Raw genomic sequence first — 20,543 nt, forward strand, 5'->3', positions numbered from 1 at the left:
TACATTGTGGTACACATTTTGAAAGCTATGAACCAGTTCATCAGGACATAACTTTTAATGATTATGAAAAAAACACAAACCATTTTTACGTTGGTACTTTTGTTGGGGCTTTTGGGCATTTCAGAGCTATCTGCCCAATATGGGTACGGGAATCCGTACGGATACGGCAGCAGGTATGGAAGACAACGTAGTATAGTTCCCAATACGCCAGATGCGCCCAAGGAACCGGAAAATTTGACCGCAGAGGAGATTGTTGATCAGCAAATGCCATCAATAACAGAAGCTTTGGCACTTGACCCCTTTGAAGAAGCTGTGGTGAGAACCACTTTGGTAAAATCCGTTCAACAACGTATTGAGGTTCAGATATTGGAACTTGAGGGAGCGTCTTTGCAAGAGGCAGTGGAAAAAATCAAGAATCGCCAAGATGAGGAACTAAAAACCGGACTACCGGAAGATAAGTACCAAGCTTTCCAAGAACTTCAAGAAAACAAATTCAAAACCAAAAAGAAGAAAAAAGGAAAGAAGGAAAAAAAGAAGAAATCAAAAAAATAAAAAGAGGCTTAAAGCCTCTTTTTTTATATCTCTTGCTCAGCTCGTCTAGCCTCGCGTCTTTCTTTAAGCATTTCCCTAAGGTTGCCAACCAACCAGTAAGGGACAACAAAAGTCAACAAAAATATCATCAACCAGAATCCAATTGTCAAAATGGTTAAAAAAGCTAGAAAACCTAGGTATTGGTCAAATTCAAACATTATTTTCTCTTTTGTTCCACAAAGATACCTTGATCTTATCAAAAAAAACAAATCTGTGATCAAAAAATGTTCAATAGAACAAATGTCATGTTAGATTATGTGCACGAACCCCTAAATTTGCGTATTCATATAAAAACTTGACAATGAGCTTCAGAATAGAAAAAGATACCATGGGAGAGGTTAAAGTACCCTCTGACAAGTATTGGGGCGCGCAAACCGAGCGGTCCAGAAACAACTTTAAAATAGGGGCGCCTGCCTCTATGCCTTTGGATGTGGTCTACGGCTTTGCCTACCTTAAAAAGGCTGCCGCATATGCCAATCATGAGCTTGGAGTTCTTTCTTCGGAAAAAAGAGATCTTATAGCCCAGGTATGTGATGAAATATTGGCGGAAAAGCACGATGACCAGTTTCCTTTGGTCATTTGGCAGACCGGTTCCGGTACCCAGAGCAACATGAACGTGAACGAGGTGGTCGCTAACAGAGCACATGAAATAGCCGGAAAAAAAATCGGTGAGGGCGAGAAGACTATTCAACCCAACGATGATGTCAACAAAAGTCAGTCCTCAAATGACACCTTCCCTACTGGAATGCATATTGCGGCCTACAAAAAAATTGTGGAGGTCACTATTCCAGGTGTAAAACAATTGCGTGATACCTTGGCCAAAAAGTCCAAGGATTTCAAAGATGTAGTGAAAATTGGTAGAACTCACTTAATGGATGCTACCCCCCTAACCCTGGGGCAGGAATTTTCAGGTTATGTTTCACAATTGGACCACGGCCTAAAGGCACTCCGGAATACCCTGGACCATTTGAGCGAACTTGCACTTGGTGGTACGGCTGTGGGGACTGGGCTCAATACTCCGAAAGGATATGATGTTGTAGTAGCTAAGTACATTGCCGAGTTTACCGGTCTTCCTTTTAAAACTGCAGAAAACAAATTTGAAGCCTTGGCCTCTCATGATGCCATAGTGGAAAGTCATGGAGCATTGAAGCAGTTGGCCGTTTCCTTGAACAAGATTGCCAATGATGTTAGAATGATGGCGTCTGGCCCTCGCTCTGGTATTGGTGAAATTATAATTCCTGCCAATGAACCTGGAAGCTCCATTATGCCCGGAAAGGTCAATCCTACCCAATGTGAGGCCATGACCATGGTCTGTGCACAGGTTATGGGCAATGATGTTGCCATTGGCGTAGGTGGAACTCAGGGCCATTATGAACTTAATGTATTCAAGCCTATGATGGCTGCAAATATTCTGGAGTCCGCCCAACTTTTGGGAGATGCTTGTGTAAGTTTTGATGTAAACTGTGCGGTAGGAATTGAACCCAACCATGAAGTAATCAAGACCCTTTTGAACAATTCCTTAATGCTTGTTACTGCCTTGAACACCAAAATAGGGTATTACAAAGCAGCTGAAATTGCAAATACCGCCCATAAAAATGGGACTACGCTCCGAGAGGAGGCCATTAATTTAGGATATGTAACACCCGAAGAATATGACGAATGGGTGAAACCTGAGGATATGGTTGGCAGTCTGAAATAAGTTTTAGGTACCTTCCGAAAATAGAAAAAGCCCGAGTTCTTTAAAAAAGAACCGGGCTTTTAAGTTATATGGATAGTGTATATTATTTCAAGGTGAACTTGGAAGTTCCCAGTAGCTTCAACTTGTTATCATAAACGTTTACCATGTAGTTCCCTTTTTGGAAATCGCTGGCTGGTTTATTGATGTAATCACAAACATCCAAAGAGCTGTTCTCATAATAGAAGTTGGTACCTTTACTATAAGTAATTGATGCACCTTCTTCTGTAGACTTAGAAAAGCTGTCTCCCAAAACATTTCCTTGTGGGTCAAGAACTTCGATGAAAAATTCTCTATCACCTGCTTCAGCTATCACATTGTCAGTAATTGTAAAACATACTTTGAATTTGTCAGTGGCCTTAGCTCTAGAGGTAGAAACCAATTTTCCGCTGTTTCTTTCTCTTACTGCATCAACAGAGAAACTAGAGAGACTTAGTGCAGATCCTCTTTCAACAGCGTCTGCCAATTGTGTATTTTGAACGATCAAAGAATCGTTAAAAACAGTTTGTTTCTCCAACTCAACAAATGTACTGTCCCTTTGCATGGCCAACAAAGAGTTGGACTGCGTTAAAGAATCCACCTGCTTCATAAGCTTTTCTCTTTCAGCTTTAAGAACACTTACTTGTCTTCTGTATCTTGAAAGTGTTGCAATGTCAGCTTTCATAGCTTGTACAGAATCTATGTATTTTGCAATATTGTCTCTAGCGGCAACCAATTCTTCATTGGTAGCATTGCTTTCCAAAATGGCTTTGTCGTACTCAGCCTTAAGGTTGTTCAAATCATTAACTACGATTTCCTTTTCTTGAGTAAGGGCATCGGTCGTCTTTTTCTTATCTTGGTAAAGGCTTACAGTATAGATAATAGTCCCTAAAAGAACCACCCCAAGCAAACCGGCAATCACCTTCAATCCGTTGTTATTCTTTGTTTCACTCATAACTTCTTAAATTAATTGATTCTCGTTTAAGTTTTATTGATCAATTGTGTATGGTTTATATACGGACTTACTTTTGGTTTGGATCATATAGGCCTAAATAATCTCAAAAAAAATATTTCTTATGTCCTGAAACTCTTAATTTTAAAGGAAACCATAAAGCATAGTTTTATGAAAAAAATCGTCAGTTTACTATTTCTTTCCCTGATTGTTAGTGCTGGTTGTAAGGAAACTCAAGCACAAAAATCTGAACAAAAGGAGAATGAAGAGATTTCATCTCTAAAAATCATACCTATAGAACATGCCACTGCGGTTCTTGAGTGGAATGATATCACCATATATATAGACCCTGTTGGTGGTAAAACTGCATTTTCAGGTCAGAAAAACCCGGATTTAATCCTGATCACCGATATCCATGGAGATCATTTTAGTTTGGAAACCCTACAGGAACTCAATACGGAAAAGGCAAAGATTATGGTACCCCAAGCAGTTGCCGACAAGATTCCCGAGGTATTTACGCCCCAAATCGATGTATTGGATAATGGAGCTTCCAAAGAACGTTATGGAATAACGGTTGAAGCAATACCCATGTACAATTTAAGAGAGGAAGCACTCAAGTTTCATGAAAAAGGGAGAGGAAACGGTTACGTACTGAATATGGAAGGTATGAGAATCTATTTTTCAGGAGATACCGAGGATATTCCTGAGATGAGGGCACTTGAGAATATTGATAAGGCCTTTGTTTGTATGAACCTTCCTTATACCATGACCGTGGAAAGTGCCGCTAGTGCAGTTCTAGAATTTCAGCCCAAGGAAGTTTATCCCTACCATTTTAGGGGTCGGCCTGAGGTCAGTGATGTGAAAAAGTTTAAAACCCTCATAAATGAGGGAAATTCGGAAATAAAGGTGGTACAGCTGGACTGGTATCCGAACGATGATTTTTGATTACATAAAATATTGACCCCATATTATCGTTTAGGAAATAGACCAAATCAATACTTAACCAATGAATCCTAAAACTTATGCCTTATGGGCCATAACACTAGTTCTTGGAATCCATCTTTCTTTTTCCAACCAGTGCGATAACTATTATGCCAAAGTCACGTATGCCTTAAGCCATTCTAAAAAGGCCATGACTGCGACCAATTTTGAGCATCAAATGTATTATTCCGAAAGAGCGATGACCGCTCTGGAAAAATCAAAAACCTTTTTGGGAGATTGTGATTGTGCTAAATCTGAGGACAAGACCCTTGATGCCATTGAGAGTTTAAACAAGGCCATTGAACCTGTAGATTGGGATGCAGGCAGGTACTTCACCAAAAAATCAATTGGAATCATCAATGAATTGATCACCCTTCTGGATGAATGTACCCTAGGTACTTCAACAACTATTGAGGACAGCGGAGATACCACATTGGAACATGAGGCCTATCCTGCAGAAAACGAAGTGGACCAAAGTGCTGTTGAAAAAGAAATGGTCGCTGTTTTTCAAAAACACGCCCAAACCAAATTGAACAGTACACAGAAGGCCATTGAAGAAATGATTGCGCTTTCCAAAACTATAGGAGACAATCCGTCAGAACAGGAAAATATGCCAAACAGTTTAAAAGCGCACAAAAAAGCATACCTGGAACAAGCCAAAAAACTTTTGGAGGAAGGGCTTCAAAAACTTAATGAAGAAGATTAAAGCTATTAAATTTATCTTATAAGCTTTTTGTACTTAATACGCTTGGGCATAATGTCAGCTCCCAAGCGTTTCTTTTTGTTTTCCTCATAATCCGAGAAGGAACCTTCAAAAAAGTACACTTGAGAATCTCCTTCAAAGGCTAGGATATGTGTACAGATTCTATCCAGGAACCATCTATCGTGTGAAATCACCACCGCACAACCGGCAAAATTCTCAAGACCTTCTTCCAAAGCTCTCAAGGTATTTACATCCAAATCATTGGTAGGCTCGTCCAAGAGCAGTACATTCCCTTCTTCTTTTAGGGTCATGGCCAGGTGAAGACGGTTTCGTTCACCACCGGAAAGCATGCTTACCTTCTTGTTCTGCTCACTTCCGGAAAAGTTAAAACGACTCAGGTAAGCCCTGGAGTTCACCTGCTTCCCTCCCATCATCACCAATTCTTGTCCATCACTAAAATTCTCCCAAATGGACTTATTGGGGTCTATGTTAGAGTGACTTTGGTCAACGTATGCAATTTTTGCCGTGTCCCCCACTACAAATTCACCTTTGTCTGGGGTTTCCTCTTCCATGATCATTCTGAAAATTGTAGTTTTCCCAGCACCGTTAGGTCCAATAATGCCTACGATTCCAGCTTGAGGCAAATTGAAGTTCAAATCTTCGTACAACAATTTGTCCCCATAAGCTTTGCTTATTCCTTTGGCTTCAATCACATTGGTGCCCAAACGCGGGCCATTGGGAATATAGATCTCCAATTTTTCCTCCAACTGCTTTTGATCTTGGCTAAGAAGCTTATCGTAGTTCTTTAAACGGGCTTTTTGTTTGGCCTGTCTTCCCTTGGCTCCTTGTCGAACCCAATCCAGCTCGCGTTCCAAGGTTTTTTGTCTTTTGGAGGCCTGTTTGCTTTCTTGGGCCAAACGCTTGGCCTTTTGATCCAGCCATCCTGAGTAATTGCCTTTCCACGGAATTCCCTCTCCTCTATCCAATTCCAGAATCCATCCAGCTACATTATCCAGAAAATAACGGTCGTGCGTAACAGCAATAACTGTTCCTTTATATTGAGCTAAATGATGTTCCAACCAATGCACAGATTCGGCATCCAAGTGGTTTGTTGGCTCATCCAACAGCAACACATCGGGTTCTTGTAACAATAATCTGCACAGAGCAACTCTTCTGCGCTCTCCTCCTGAAAGCACCCCGATTTTCTTATCAGATTCAGGTGTGCGAAGCGCATCCATGGCAATCTCCAACTTGGTATCCAGTTCCCATGCGTTTGAAGCATCAATCTTATCCTGTAGTGCGGCTTGCTTGTCCATAAGCTTCTGCATCTTATCCGCATCTTCATAGACCTCGGGAAGACCAAACATATCGTTGATCTTATTGTATTCGTCCAAAACGGCAACGGTCTCGGCCACACCTTCCTTGACCACTTCGAGCACGGTTTTTTCTTCATCTAGTTGTGGTTCTTGTTCAAGATAGCCCACAGTATATCCTGGAGAGAAAACTACATCCCCCTGATAATTCTTGTCAACCCCAGCAATTATTTTTAATAATGTGGATTTTCCTGAGCCATTGAGACCCAAAATTCCAATCTTTGCTCCATAAAAAAAGCTGAGATAAATATTCTTAAGAACCGGGGTATTGGCCGTTTTAAAGGTCTTGGTAACCCCAGACATTGAAAAAATGACTTTTTTATCGTCTGACATTGAATTGTTTTTTGGTTAAAAGAGGAAAGCTAAACTACACTCTACCTTTCAGAGCGTTAAAAACCCAAGCTATTGCAAAAAAACCAATACCTACTGCACCAAAGCCATATCCAGCGACCTCATCATATTTGAAAGCTCCTAATGCAATCATCCCCAATCCCACAAAGATCATAATCCAGGTGGCCCATGCAAGTACTGTGTTTTTGTTCATTCCCATAGATAAATGTGTAGAAATTCAAATATCGTAAAAAATGAACTAATCTTAATAATGGTCTTCAATTTATGTTTCAAAGGGAAAGTGAATACCACACCTATCCCGGACACTATCCAGTAGCTCCGCTAAATCCAAACTGTTCTGATGAGACCACAAACTACTTTGTAGTTTATTGTTTTTAAGACAATTATGTACTTCCAAAATCTCATATACAAAACCATTTCCTTCAATAGGAAGTTCAAAGACTTCTGTAGTGCCATTTTTTACTACGGAACAACTATTGGCTGCATGCCACCTCGGTTGAATGAATACCTCACCCACGGTTCCGGAAATTTCAGCTTCCATTCTGGAATTTCCCATAAATCCGCTATATAACATAGCCTGGGCAGTATCATACTCAAAAATCATCGAGGTCTGTATTTCGGTTCCGTTTGGATGAAATTTTGATGTCGCCTGTATTTTCTGAGGCATTCCCAACAGTAAATAAGCAAGAAAAATAGGATAGATTCCGATATCTAAAAGAGAGCCAGAGGCTAGGTGTGGGTTCAGTAATCGCGATTCCTCATCACGGTCAAGCGCATAAAATGCAAAATCAGCTTGGAGGTATGACACATCTCCAATCTCCCCATTGTCTATTAAAGCCTTTGCTTTCTCGATGGAAGGATTGAACCTGGACCAGAGTCCTTCCATTAAAAACACCTTATTTTCTTTGGCAGATTCGGTAAGTTCAAGTACTTCCTTCCGATTGATTCCAAGAGGTTTTTCGCAGAGGACATGCTTCCTGGCCTCCATAGCTTTTATGGCCAAATCTTTATGGAAATTATGGGGTGTAGCGACATACAGAATATCCACCTCATCAAAGGCAAATAGCTCCTCATAATTCCCAAACGCATGCTCAATATTGAATTCATCAGCAAATTGTTTGGCCTTCCGTAAGGATCTAGAAGCTACTCCAGTGACTTCAGCATCCTCAACACGTATTAAGTCGGAAACAAACTTATGGGCTATTCTTCCAGGCCCGATAATTCCCCATTTTATTTTTCGTTCCATACCAAATCAAAAGTAATGATTATAACTCCTTATCTTTAGCGAACCCTAAGAAATTGATTGATTGCACATGGATTTGAACTTCAATAAAAACGAAGACCACAATAAACTGAAACTCTCTGAATTAAGAAAGAAACTGACCTTGGTAAAACTAGGGGGTGGAAAAAAACGTATTGAAAAACACCATGCCAAAGGCAAGATGACTGCTCGTGAGCGTATTGACTACCTTTTGGACAACGACTCTGAAACCATTGAAATTGGTGCTTTTGCCGGAGAAGGGATGTACGAAGAGCATGGAGGATGCCCTTCAGGTGGTGTTGTGGTAAAAATTGGATATATCCATGGAAAGCAATGTGTTGTTGTGGCCAATGACGCCACAGTAAAGGCTGGTGCCTGGTTTCCCATTACTGGCAAGAAAAACTTAAGGGCACAAGAAATCTCCATTGAAAACAATCTTCCCATTATTTATTTAGTGGATAGTGCCGGGGTGTACCTTCCCATGCAGGATGAAATATTTCCGGATAAGGAACACTTTGGAAGGATTTTTAGAAACAACGCCATAATGAGCAGTAAGGGCATCACCCAAATTTCAGCCGTAATGGGCAGCTGCGTTGCTGGCGGGGCCTATTTGCCCATTATGAGTGATGAGGCACTTATTGTGGACAAAACCGGTAGCATCTTTTTGGCTGGAAGTTACTTGGTGAAAGCCGCCATTGGTGAAACCATTGATAATGAAACCCTTGGTGGGGCCACAACCCATTCTGAAATCAGTGGTGTCACAGATTATAAAGCTAAAGATGACAAGGACGCTCTGGATAAAATCAGGAACATTGTCCATAAAATTGGAGATTTTGATAAGGCAGGATTCAGTCGTGTTGAAGCTAAAAGTCCTACGGAAAACCCTGAGGATATTTATGGGATTCTACCTGTTTCAAGAGGGGATCAATACGATATGCTTGAAATCATCAAAAGATTGGTGGATAACTCCGAATTTGAACAATACAAGGAGGGCTACGGAAAAACCATTCTAACAGGTTATGCCCGTATTGATGGCTGGGCAGTGGGCATTGTGGCCAATCAAAGAAAAGTGGTCAAGACCAAAAAAGGAGAAATGCAGTTTGGCGGGGTTATTTATTCCGACTCCGCAGATAAAGCCACAAGATTTATTGCCAACTGCAACCAAAAGAAAATTCCTCTGGTGTTTCTTCAGGATGTTACCGGTTTTATGGTAGGGAGTAAAAGTGAGCATGGCGGTATCATTAAAGATGGAGCCAAAATGGTGAACGCAGTGAGCAATTCGGTGGTTCCCAAGTTCACTGTTATAATAGGAAACAGTTATGGAGCAGGCAATTATGCCATGTGTGGAAAAGCTTATGACCCAAGATTGATTGTGGCCTGGCCCAGTGCAGAACTGGCCGTAATGAGCGGAAATTCTGCCGCTAAAGTACTTTTACAGATTGAAAAAGCCTCTCTGGAAAAAAATGGCAAGCCCTTAAATCCAGAAAAAGAAAAAGCGCTGTTTGATAAAATCAAGCAACGCTACGATCATCAAATTTCGCCCTATTATGCTGCTGCCCACTTATGGACAGATGCCATCATAAATCCTTTGGAGACCCGAAAATGGATTTCAATGGGGATTGAGGCCGCCAACCACGCTCCAACGGAAAAGAAATTCAACATGGGAGTGTTACAGGTCTAGTTACTGTACGGTAAACTTTGCCAGTTGTTGGTCTTCATTTACATCATGTAAGCGTATAATAAACTCTTCTTCGGTCTGATTGAGTCGGCCAAAATTCCGCTGTACAGTACATTTCAAAAATGTTGGCATTTGGTTACCTGAAGTGCGATTGCCTTTGTATGAAACATTTAACAACCAATTTCCTTTGGTCTCAGCTCCAAAAATCTCGAACTGTTCACTGGAATATCCTTGTTTCAATTCATCCAAAATCCTTTTTCTGTCACCAAAATCTGTGTGCTCCCAGTTAAAGAACCGTTTCTGGGGATTCACAAATTGTACGGTGAAATCAGCATCAGGATTGTTCCATTCCAATACCAATCTTGCATCATAGGTTAAATTGTTATGATATTTTGGAGCAACTTTGGATATATTCAGCTGGGCCTTGTGCGAATTAATCAAATTCCTAATCTCGGTACCCACAATTTTTTCCAATCCGTTCAAATTTAATGAAGGATTGGCCGTGCCCTCAAGCATTGAATTTAGGATATCCAAAGCTTGCTGGTAATTTCCCTTGTTCTTATGCGCCATGGCCAAATCCAGATAGGACTGTATTTTATCCGGAAACTTTTCCGCAATCCTATTGGCGGCCAAAAATGCCAGTTCATGGTTTCCTTTTTCCGAGCATTTTAAATACATTCCACGAAGTTCCTCATAGCTAGCATCTTCTTTTTCCAATATATTGGATATAATTCGATTTGCTATTTCTGGGCTTGAATTGTAGAAAAACTCGAAAAGATCCAAAAGATATTCCGGAGTATCATTGTACGACTTTCTTTGATCAAGATATATACCGTAAGTCTCTTGTAAGTTCTTACCGTTTTTTAATTCTCGTAGATAAGGTGTTACCAGAGTCTTTGCATTGACCTTTACCTTACCGTCGTAAATATTGTTCTTGAGGCGGGCCAAGTCTGGCTTCTCCCCTTTTGGGCCATCTACTGTTGCCGTCTTAGTGGTAATCAACAGTACTCCATTAGCTCCCAAACTACCAAATCTATTGGTAGCCGCCAATCCTTTGAGCACTGTAATCTTTGCTATGTTCTTCGGGTCAATAAATTGTGCATTATTCACCACTGTTATTGGCATACCAATTTGGCCATCAGGTATTTGATCGCTGACAGAACTTGCTGATTTGGTTCTACTCATAGGGACACCATCTATGACAATTAAACCATAATTATTGCCAAGAATTGAATTACTGGGCCGCATCGTTACTTGACTCAAGTCATCATTTTGCCCCAAGCGCATACCTGAAAATTTTCCCTGGACAGCATTGTTAGCAGTTGTTGACACATCTGCAATGTCCTCTTCAGTTATGGACTGTACGGCATAGCCAATTTTATCCTTGTTCTCTTCACCATAAGCAGTGGTAACCGTCTCAACCTTTTCAATACCCTTTTCTCCTTCCAACACAACTTCGTCCAGCGCAATTCCACTATCCGCAAAAGATAAGTTCAGGGATAAATTCTCACCAAGCGCAACTTCTTTTTTTCTGGAGCCAAAAAGAACCACCAACGTATCACCAGTAGCTCCTTGTATCGAGAAATTACCATCAGAACTTGATTTGGTGGCATTCTCGTCCATTCCCTTTAAGTAAATCTGTGCATTGGCAAGACCTTCCGTACCACTATAGATTCTGCCAGAATACTCATTCACCACAGTGTTGGAAAAGTTTCTGTCTTTTTCTTCCAAGAGGTTCACCAAATTTCCGTTGTTCATTATGGTCAGTAAATTGAGCGTGGCCCGATCAAAGTCTTTTTTACTATTAACAACATAAAGTTCTCCGCTGAAATTTGGAACACCTGTGCCCATGTTTTGCAATCCATCAGTAAACATTAGTACTTCTCCTTCTCCTACGTAATTCCCCAATGCATCAAATGAGGTAGCTCCGTCATGGGACAATCCCTCAAGTTTTTGTTTGATTGAAGACCAATTTCCATCATCAACCAAAAAATCATCTTTGGACAGTACCTGATCGCTAAAGGTCAACAACGCAACATCTGCATTCTGAACAGTCTTGAAATAGGCATCCAAAAAATAGAATTCCTTATCCAAATCCCTATCCATCATGGAAAGGGAAACATCCCAACAAATTGTTATTTCTTTCTTTTCTTGGGAAAAAACTATCCCGGCTAGAAGTAAAAAAATCGATAGTGTGTAACGTTTCATTTTAATTAATGGAAAGAAGGTTTGAACTATTGATTGACAATAAAGGTCGGTTTTGGTTTTTATTCCCCAATCTGAACACTTTAATAGTCTTTTTTTGATTTTTGGTATTGAAATTATGATAAGCGGTAACTTTTAAATAAGCCGGTGTCAGGCTTTTGTTTCCCATATATTTCACATTGATACTCCATGTCCCATCCTGTGGTTCATAGAGTAGATATTCCTCACATGAAAAACCATGCTCCTTCTCCTCTTTTATCCGTTCTGGGTTGTCCCGTAGGGTATGTTTCCAAGTATAGTATTGCTTTTCAGGATTTACAAATTGAAGCTCAAATTCTGCCTCTCCATCATTCCATTCAAAAACCAAACGGGTTCCTTTAAAATCATCTTGATTCAATTTAACCGTAGTACTGTTTTTTCCAATTATTGCCCCATTCAGTGCTAAGAGGTTGTCAAATTCTTTGGCCAAAATAGGTGTAAACGTATCCGATTCCTCGAAAAAAGATTCTTGGATCAAATAGTTGTAACGGGCAAATAGCGTTGCTGCATTCTCTATCTTGCCGGCATATTGGTAGCTTTTGGCCAAATTAAAATAGGATTGCGCATAATGCGGGCGTAAAACAAATACTTCTTTATAAATATCAATGGCCCTCTCATAATCCCCAGATTCTTCCAGCATAAAAGAAAGCGCCTTGAGCACAGTTGGATCGGTGGAATACCTCTGGACAATCTTATCCCTGATTTTCCCGGACATGTCATTATCCTCTATGGTATTGCTAAAGAAAGAAAAGGCATCCAAATAAAAATAGGGTGAACTTGAGTAACGCTTCTCGAGTTCGTAGAAAGTTTCCTTAGCTGTACTCTTTTCCTGGGACTTATTCAATTTCAAAAGATATTCCGGCACCAAAGATGAAGGGGAAACATCTCCGTCCTGAATAAAATTGTTCCTTAATTTGGCTTGGTCAAAAGGTTTTTGGGTTCCCGGCTCTTTATTAAACGTGCCCACAGACTTTGTATTGATGACAATTACTCCGCCAGCGCCCAAAGAACCATATTTGGCCACCCCGGCCAAAGATTCAATGACAGCTATTCTTTCTATGTTGGTAGAACTGATAAATACCGGAGCTTCGGTATAGATAATACCATCCACATCAAAGACGGCAGGTACTACATTTATGGACTGTAGGGCTCTAGGCAAATAGACTACCGGCATGGTCAAATCCGTAGGTCTTCTAAGTTTCTTTTGCAATGCCCCCCCACCTGGCCGCAGACTACTAGGTCTAAAGACCTGCATACCCGGAATCCATGATTGCAAACCATCTACAAAATCCTGTCCGGTGTTGCTCAAATCTTTCCCCTCGATAATTCTCATTCTATGTCCAGAGCGTTCCTTGTCCAAAACTCCAAAAGAAGTTTTCACGAGATTTTTGTTGGTAGGAAACTCTTCCAATAATTCCTTCTGCGATTTTCTTTTTCTTTTAGTTACGGTCACCCCATCCAATTGCTCAATTTTATCGAACATTTCAACGTTCAGAAACCTAGTTACATCTTCCACCTTGATTTCAATAGAAATTTTCCCAACATGACTGTAGACCAGTGTTTGGCCTTCTTCAACTCTAATTTCATATTGGCCATCGGAATTGGTCCTTACCCCTGTTCCATTTTCCTTGATTCTGACATTCACATTCTGAAGTGGAGCCACCCCATCGGTAACAGTACCCTTGACCTTTTTTATTTGGGCTTGGGAAAACGACACTTGTATGGAGGAAAGTGCCATAAACAATACGAGAAAAAACTTGTAGTCCATGTTATTCAAATTAAATCAAAAAAGGTGTCGTAACCTCCTGAATTTTAAGGAGTAAATATCGTTCCTCTTAAATTTAGGACTTTTTTTTTGAACTAATCCCAGAATAATGTGGTCTTTTTCTCTCTCACTATCTATTCACCAAGGTGAAGCTTGGGCCTGGGAATCAACATTAATTGGGTTTGTCTGCCATTTACATACCTGAAACCATCCTCTCCATAAAACCCTGCTTCTTCCAGCATAATTCTAATATCACGCTTCCATTCTGGTATGTTGACCGTGGTGTTCAATTCTATGGCATAGACCGTATTCGGATTTAGTGGATAGTTTTCACCATCGTCCTTCATTACCCCTCCTTGTGCATCCCACATACCGATGGTGGTGCCCGCAGAATGTCCATAAGTTCCCAGAGGATGAGTATAAATAGCCGGCTTTAGACCAGCATCCCGGGCTTCCTGTAAGGATTTTGCTAAAATCTCGTTTCCTGTCCTTCCTTTTATCATGTTGGTGGTCAGAAAGTCCTGTACCCGGTTGCCATCCTTCAAGGCCTCAACCAAAAAATCTGGTGCCTGGGTTTCATTAGGTTTTAGAACATAGGCCAATTCCTGGCAATCGGTATTGAGTCGTAGGTACGTAATTCCAAAATCGCAGTGCAAAAGATCGCCCTGTTGGATTACCATATCATCTGGCCTACCAGAAAAAGAATAGAGATGACTCACCAGCTCCTCACTGGTTCTCTGGATATCTACCGTTGGATGGAACCAGGTCTCCAATCCAAGATCTGTTACTTTTTGTCTCATCCACCATTCCACTTCAGTGGTCGTTGTGATTCCTGGAGTGATTACCTTTTCTGAAAAAGCTTCGGAGATGATATCATGGGTAATGTCCACCAATTGATTAAAGATGGTCATCTCGCGATCTGTGCGCGTTTCTATCCACCTTACTGCAAGTTGTTCCGCGGAAACCACTCTTGAGTGATATTTTTTAGGCAAGTTTTCCATGAACCCATCATAGTCCGTTTTGTCAAGTCCATCAGCAATATTGTGGTCCTTGGAAAAATTAAGTCCAATTCTCTTCGGGTTTCTTTCGTTGATCAACTGCATAAGCCTATTCCACTGATTGGGTTCTTTGTCCTTGTCCCAAGCAGAAATAATACTTTTTCCAACATTGTAACGAGCTACGGCCAACTTGTCAATGGTGTTTTTTTCCTTGTTCCGATAGAAAAGCAAAATGGTACGGCGTCTGGCATTTAACCAAGTGGCCGGCAACATTGTTTTAAGAACAGGGTCTTCATTGTATTCCCTAGAAATTAGAATCCACATGTCAATATCCGTATCATCCATCATCTTGGGAAGAAGCGTGTTGAAACGTTCTTCCAAAATTTCATCTACCACTCGGGCCCGTTGATGCTCTGGTAAAATTTGCTGGGCATGTGTAGAAAAAGTCAGAATAGTAAAGAAAAGAAAGGAAAAAAGTCTCATATAATTTATTTTCCTCGGAATTTACGAAACTTAGCCTAATTGCCCTATGGTTTTCTTTCGTTGGATTTTTCCGTTTCTTTAAAAGAATCTCCAATAAAGGAATCTCGTCTTTTTGAAAGCTCAATATATAAGACCGTAAACATTTTTTTTCATCCATCAACTCAAAAGACCTATACATCAATTCGTACCCTTCTTTCAAAATGTAATATTGTTTTTTAGAGTACTAACTCTTAAAAACAATGTCAATTATGTCTTCTTCAGAAAAAATCAATTTCATTTTAGTGTCCTTGTTTTTGCTATTTCTATATTCCTGCAGCAAGGATAAGGATGACCCTGTCAACAATCCAGACTCCAATACCATAGTAGAAATAACAGGATTTACTCCCCAAAAAGGGACAAAGGATACGGAAGTGACCATAAATGGAAAAAACTTTGCAACAACAGTTATTGAAAATACCGTAAAATTCAATGGTACCACCGCAACATTAACCAGTGCCAGCGCTACCCAACTCAAAGTCAATGTACCCGAAGGAGCCACTACTGGCCCCATAACACTAAAAGTAGGTCAATTCCCATTGGTTACCAGTGACACAGATTTTATGGTTATACATCCTCCAATTATTTCCTCTTTTAGCCCTGATTCAGGGTTAACGGGAACAGAAGTTACTATTCAGGGACAAAATTTCTCTGAAGTAACAGGAGATAATAAGGTTCGGTTTGGAAACATTCTTGTAACAGAATTTATTACTACCAGTACCACAAAACTGGTAGTAAAAGTTCCTGAAATGGCCGTTACTGGAAAAATCAGTGTTACTGTGAACGAACTTACCGCAGAAAGTACCGACAACTTTACGGTAATCGGTTCTCCAAACATTATCCAAGTGAGTCCAAATCAAGGTATAGTAGGAGATGTCGTCAATATCACAATGGAAAATGCCGGAATCAACCCAGAGGACAATGAGGTTCGTTTCAATGGTGTTTTGGCCAAAGTGGATGCAGTCGATGGCAATGTGATCACAACCGCAGTTCCTGAGGGAGCAACCACCGGGAAGGTTACCGTTGAAGTGAACGGTCAAATTGCCGAAAGCGATGTTGATTTTACCGTGACCTATCCTTTTAAGACTGAATTGGACAAATTACTGGCTGAAGGTGGAATTGCCGGGGATATATTTGGGCATTCCGTGGATATAGATGGAGACTATGCTATAGTAGGTGGGCCAAGCGAAGAAGGCAGCAATATTGGAACAGTGCTTATTTTTAAAAGAAATGGTGAGTCTTGGTCTGTCCATAAGAAACTTACTGTAGATGAAGTTATTCCAGATGACGGGTTTGGTTCTTCTGTGGCAATTGATGGAGATTATGCCGTGGTGGGTGCGCCAGGAGTCGACGCAAACACCGGTGCGATTTATGTCTTTGATGGAACCCAAAATTGGAGTCAAGTACAAAAGCTGACTGCCAATGACAAAGAAATCGATGATTTTTTTGGTTATTCCGTGGACATTTCAGGGAACTATATCATCACAGGAGCCATGAGGGATGATGTTTTTGGTTCAAACGAGGGCTCGGCCTATATCTTTGAAGAAAATGGCGGAAACTGGAGTCAAATTAAAAAGCTCTATGGTAATCTCAATGAAACCGATCTATTTGGGTATTCCGTAGCCATTGATGGAGATTATGCCGTGGTCGGTGCTCAACTTGACGATGAAAACGGATTCAATAGTGGAGTCGCTTTTATATTTGATCGAAATCAAAATTGGGCTGAAATCAAAAAGTTAGCCGCCAATGATGGAACAAATACAGACTTTTTCGGAACCGCTGTTGCCATTGATGGGACTTACGTTATTGTTGGTGCACCAGGGCATGATCATGGTGATATGCTAGTTAATGATGGTGCCGCTTATGTTTTCGAGAACCAAGGAGGTAATTGGTTTCAAATCAATAAGTTGACCGCACAAGATGGGGTTTCCAATGACGAGTTTGGATCAGCGGTAGCAATTTCAGGGAGTTATATTATCGTCGGCGCTCCGAAAAAGGACGAGCTAGGAAACAACAGTGGAGTTTTTTATGCCTTCAAGGTGAATGAAGGATCATGGAATCAAATCAGTAAGGTTTCTCCAAATGATAGCCAAGAAGGTGACGCATTTGGAACAGCTGTAGCCTTGGATGGTGATTATGCAATAATCGGAGCGATGAACGATGATGACCAAGGGCAGAACAGTGGTTCGGCGTATATTTTCAAAAAATAACCATAAACTGATTAGCAACAGTGAAAGGGTCTTATCTTATGAGGCCCTTTTGCATTAAAATCTCTATAAACCAAAACTTGCTGCAAGTTTGTAACTGGGTCTTATTTTAGTTAGAATCACCAAGTCTGTCAACCTGTAACTTTAGTGTTTTTATCCTTTGGATTTTTTTAGTTTCTGTCTCAACGAAAGATTTTACGCAAAAAATCTCTTTGGGAACCTCAAACTTGGAAAGAGACTTTAGTGTTTTGATTTCCTGAAGTAATTTATCATGGTCGCATTTTGAATCTTCCACAACCAAAACTAAACGTTCCCCCAAGGCATCATCTGGGAGTCCGGCCACAAAAAAACGGGTCGGAATGATATGTGAAAGTTTATGCTCAATCTGTTCCGGAACTAGCTTTATTCCACCTGAATTGATAATGGTATCATACCTACCCAACCACTTGAAGTGTTTTTTGTCAATCAGCTCAACAATATCATTGGTCACAATCTTCGTATCAGAAATTTTGGGAGCCTCTATGACCAGACAATTTCTTTCATCCTGAAATATTGAGATGTTCGGTAATACTTCAAAGGTGGTTTCAAGAGTATTTTCTTTGTTAATACTACGCACTGCTATGTGGGTTATGGTCTCCGTCATACCATAAGTTTCAAAGGCATTAACCGAAAGCTCAGATAATTTGGTCCGGAGCATATTGTCCACTTGGGCTCCACCGATGATCAAAGTTTTAATTTTTTCAAGATGAGCCAGTGAGTTTTGAGCCTGTAGGGGTACCATCGCAGCAAAATCATACTCATTACTATTTGCATTCAATGGTGAAGAGGAAGGTTCTATGTAATCTAAATGTAGACCTAGCATCATACTCCTAACCAACATCATTTTCCCAGCGATGGTTGTGCCAGGTAGGCATAGTAGTGCCTTATTTTTCGGTCTTAAATCAAAGTAAGTCCCTGTGGCCCCAGCGGAACTCATCATGTGAACCTTTTTTAGTTCAATTTTCTTTGGCTTACCTGTGGAACCGGAGGTATAGACCTCTAAACTGGGCTTTTCGGATAACCAGTCCAACAAAAAATCACCCATTGGCACTTCGTAAGAAGCACCTTCCTTAATCAAACTATAACCTACTTCCAATAAATCCTCAACAGAGTAATGGTGGTTATTGAGCTTAAAGTCAGGATGGATATTATGCCACGGTGGTTTCGTCATTACCTAATGCTGTAAATTCCTCTCGAGTCAAGACCTTGCCAAACAATCTGTCCTTCCAATTTTTCCATCCATATTTTCTAGAGAAAATAAGTAGTAAAATAGGATAGACCACAAATACCGGAATCAATACATCCCACCCCATTGCTGGTTCTGAAATGTCCTTGTAGATAGAATGCGTTTGAAAAGCTGTCCAGTCAGCGGTAACCAATAAGGCCGTAATCAGGTTATTGGCAGCATGAAAGCCAAGGGCCAGTTCCAGACCTTCGTCCATTAAAGTTAAAATTCCAAGGAAAAAACCTGTGCCGATGTAATACACCAAAATTCCGTAACCCAATTTTTCAACTTCAGGATTCGCTATGTGCATAATGCCAAACAGGACGGATGTAACCACTAACGGAACCCATCTGTTTTTTGCCAAAATCCCCAGTCCCTGCATCATATGCCCTCTAAAAAGGTATTCTTCAAAACTGGTCTGCATGGGGATTAATATAATGGCAATTATTGCCAATGGAATAAACTTGGACCATTCCAAATTAAAAACATAGTTATCTGGAGAAAGGTAAATGTCTATGCCGGTCAGCAAAATGGTGATCAAACCCCAGAAACCAAAGGCAAAAAAGACCCGTTTCCAGTCTATTTTTTTTCTAGAAGTGGTCAAGGACGCAATGGATTGGCGGTGTACCAAAAAGGTCCAGCCCAAAACAAATATTAACCCTGCTGCCAAAGGAGCCAAAAGAAAAATTAACACCAAATTGGAGCCCCATTGTTCTATTACCTGTTGCATAGCGTCCTCTACACTTACCGGTGAGGTTACGGTGGCAATATAATTTAACCCCATAAAAGCTATAAACAGCAAGGGAATTACAAAGTATTTCCAAATTCCTATATCTCCCTTGTATCCTTGTTCTATGTACATAATTCTTCTATTAAATCTGTTTTCCAGTTTTTATTTGGGCTATAGTATAACTTTCCCAAGTTAACTTCCAAGGGACTTTCAAAATTATTGGTAAACAAACTACCTGTACCTAAACCCTGGGGCATTTTATTCTTTAGTGTATACGTCCATTGCGCTATGGCGTTCAGTCCAACATTGCTTTCCAATGCGCTTGTGACCCACCAACCAATTCCCAGTTCCTCTGCCAAATTAATCCATTCTGTGCTACCTTGAAATCCGCCAATCAAACTTGGTTTTAGTATGATGTATTGCGGTTGTATTGTTTGTAACATGTTTTTCTTTTCTGTTACATCAAGGACGCCAATCAGCTCTTCATCCAGAGCAATGGGCAACGGGGCGCTCCTACAGAGTTCTGCCATTTCTTCCCATTGTTTGGGCTTTATGGGCTGCTCAATGGAATGAATATCATATTCTGATAGTTCCTGGAGCTTTGCCATTGCTTCTTCTGCTGAAAAGGCTCCGTTGGCATCGACCCGTAATTCAATTTCATCTACCGAAAATTTTTTTCGGATAGCTTCGAGGATGGTTAATTCCTTTTTAAAATCAATAGCCCCAATCTTCATTTTGATGCATTGGAAACCATCTTTTAGTTTTTGCTCCAATTGTGAAAGCATGAATGCTTCGTCTCCCATCCATATTAATCCATTAATCGGTATTGGAGATTCGTCTTTGGTAAACTCAGAAGGGAAAAGCTCAAAAGGATTGCTTGATTTAAGCGACAAAAACGCCTGTTCCACCCCGAATTGAATTGAAGGGAACCTGCTCAACTCTGCTAAAATTCGGGTTTTGCCTAAATGGATGTTATCGCAGGCCCAAGCCAGCTTTTCTTCATATTCGGGAACATCATCTGCACTAAGTCCTCTTAAAATGCCGCATTCACCAATGCCATAATTGTTGTTCTCCCGTAGGATTATAAACCAGGTCTCTTTTGTGGTCAGAACCCCGCGTGAGGTTCCACTCGGGATTTTAAAATTGAGAATGTACTTTTTATAGGTAGCTTTCATTCAGTGCTTCCAAATTTAATTATATTTTGCATCTAAA

The 20,543-nt window shown here is 40.5% G+C and carries 16 protein-coding genes; 6 read left to right on the forward strand and 10 right to left on the reverse strand.

The features are described 5' to 3' along the window. Positions 1-63 precede the first annotated feature (63 nt). A complete protein-coding gene (locus DX873_RS06165; protein WP_116183612.1) occupies positions 64-552 on the forward strand; it encodes a hypothetical protein in 489 nt (162 codons plus the stop codon). Positions 553-892: 340 nt separating this feature from the next. Then, positions 893-2,290 carry a class II fumarate hydratase gene (gene fumC / locus DX873_RS06170; RefSeq protein ID WP_116183613.1) on the forward strand — a complete coding sequence of 466 codons (1,398 nt, stop codon included), beginning with the start codon at positions 893-895 and terminating at the stop codon, positions 2,288-2,290. Between the two features lie 82 nt (positions 2,291-2,372). On the opposite strand, the gene DX873_RS06175 is transcribed toward fumC, so the two are convergent. Next, on the reverse strand, positions 2,373-3,260 hold the full coding sequence (locus DX873_RS06175; protein WP_116183614.1) for a hypothetical protein: 888 nt from the start codon (positions 3,258-3,260) through the stop codon (positions 2,373-2,375). A 168-nt stretch (positions 3,261-3,428) separates the two neighbouring features. Between DX873_RS06175 and DX873_RS06180 the strand changes: the two genes are divergently transcribed. Together DX873_RS06180 and DX873_RS06185 are read left to right on the forward strand one after the other, a co-directional pair. Further along, complete coding sequence (locus tag DX873_RS06180; protein ID WP_116183841.1) at positions 3,429-4,202, forward strand: MBL fold metallo-hydrolase; 774 nt, start codon at positions 3,429-3,431, stop codon at positions 4,200-4,202. 61 nt (positions 4,203-4,263) lie between these two features. Then, positions 4,264-4,944 (forward strand): hypothetical protein, encoded by a 681-nt coding sequence (locus DX873_RS06185; protein ID WP_116183615.1) that lies wholly within the window; start codon positions 4,264-4,266, stop codon positions 4,942-4,944. Between the two features lie 11 nt (positions 4,945-4,955). Here the strand turns inward: DX873_RS06185 and ettA are convergent, their stop codons facing one another. The 3 genes from ettA to DX873_RS06200 all read right to left on the reverse strand — a co-directional run bounded on the left by ettA (position 4,956) and on the right by DX873_RS06200 (position 7,911). Further along, positions 4,956-6,647, reverse strand: a complete 1,692-nt coding sequence (gene ettA, locus DX873_RS06190) for an energy-dependent translational throttle protein EttA (protein WP_116183616.1) — start codon at positions 6,645-6,647, stop codon at positions 4,956-4,958. Positions 6,648-6,681: 34 nt separating this feature from the next. Further along, positions 6,682-6,858, reverse strand: coding sequence for a CAL67264 family membrane protein (locus DX873_RS18845; protein WP_164731607.1), 177 nt, complete (start codon positions 6,856-6,858; stop codon positions 6,682-6,684). A gap of 69 nt (positions 6,859-6,927) precedes the next feature. After that, the gene (locus DX873_RS06200) at positions 6,928-7,911 is read right to left on the reverse strand and encodes a Gfo/Idh/MocA family protein (RefSeq protein ID WP_116183618.1); all 984 of its coding nucleotides are present in this window, start codon (positions 7,909-7,911) and stop codon (positions 6,928-6,930) included. A gap of 67 nt (positions 7,912-7,978) precedes the next feature. Here DX873_RS06200 and DX873_RS06205 point away from each other — a divergent pair, with 67 nt between their 5' ends. Continuing rightward, positions 7,979-9,607, forward strand: coding sequence for an acyl-CoA carboxylase subunit beta (locus DX873_RS06205; protein WP_116183619.1), 1,629 nt, complete (start codon positions 7,979-7,981; stop codon positions 9,605-9,607). Here the strand turns inward: DX873_RS06205 and DX873_RS06210 are convergent, their stop codons facing one another. From DX873_RS06210 to DX873_RS06220, 3 genes are all read right to left on the reverse strand, one after another. Next, positions 9,608-11,812, reverse strand: coding sequence for a TonB-dependent receptor plug domain-containing protein (locus DX873_RS06210; protein WP_116183620.1), 2,205 nt, complete (start codon positions 11,810-11,812; stop codon positions 9,608-9,610). Position 11,813: 1 nt separating this feature from the next. Further along, positions 11,814-13,616 (reverse strand): carboxypeptidase-like regulatory domain-containing protein, encoded by a 1,803-nt coding sequence (locus tag DX873_RS06215; RefSeq protein WP_116183621.1) that lies wholly within the window; start codon positions 13,614-13,616, stop codon positions 11,814-11,816. Between the two features lie 131 nt (positions 13,617-13,747). After that, positions 13,748-15,094, reverse strand: coding sequence for a M24 family metallopeptidase (locus tag DX873_RS06220; protein ID WP_116183622.1), 1,347 nt, complete (start codon positions 15,092-15,094; stop codon positions 13,748-13,750). Between the two features lie 248 nt (positions 15,095-15,342). Here DX873_RS06220 and DX873_RS06225 point away from each other — a divergent pair, with 248 nt between their 5' ends. Continuing rightward, entirely contained in the window at positions 15,343-17,340 is a 1,998-nt protein-coding gene (locus DX873_RS06225; RefSeq protein WP_181899446.1) for an IPT/TIG domain-containing protein, read from the forward strand. A 106-nt stretch (positions 17,341-17,446) separates the two neighbouring features. Here DX873_RS06225 and DX873_RS06230 read toward each other — a convergent pair whose 3' ends face one another. The 3 genes from DX873_RS06230 to menC are packed head-to-tail and all read right to left on the reverse strand — an operon-like array spanning position 17,447 to position 20,506. After that, entirely contained in the window at positions 17,447-18,547 is a 1,101-nt protein-coding gene (locus DX873_RS06230; RefSeq protein WP_116183624.1) for an AMP-binding protein, read from the reverse strand. After that, positions 18,525-19,463 (reverse strand): CPBP family intramembrane glutamic endopeptidase, encoded by a 939-nt coding sequence (locus DX873_RS06235; RefSeq protein ID WP_116183625.1) that lies wholly within the window; start codon positions 19,461-19,463, stop codon positions 18,525-18,527. Before DX873_RS06235 ends, DX873_RS06230 begins: the two co-directional genes overlap by 23 nt. Beyond that, complete coding sequence (gene menC, locus DX873_RS06240; protein ID WP_116183626.1) at positions 19,454-20,506, reverse strand: o-succinylbenzoate synthase; 1,053 nt, start codon at positions 20,504-20,506, stop codon at positions 19,454-19,456. The genes DX873_RS06235 and menC overlap by 10 nt, the downstream gene beginning before the upstream one ends. Between the last annotated feature and the right edge of the window lie 37 nt (positions 20,507-20,543).

Origin of the sequence: Flagellimonas nanhaiensis (assembly GCF_003382275.1) — a bacterium.
GTDB classification, from domain to species: domain Bacteria; phylum Bacteroidota; class Bacteroidia; order Flavobacteriales; family Flavobacteriaceae; genus Flagellimonas; species Flagellimonas nanhaiensis.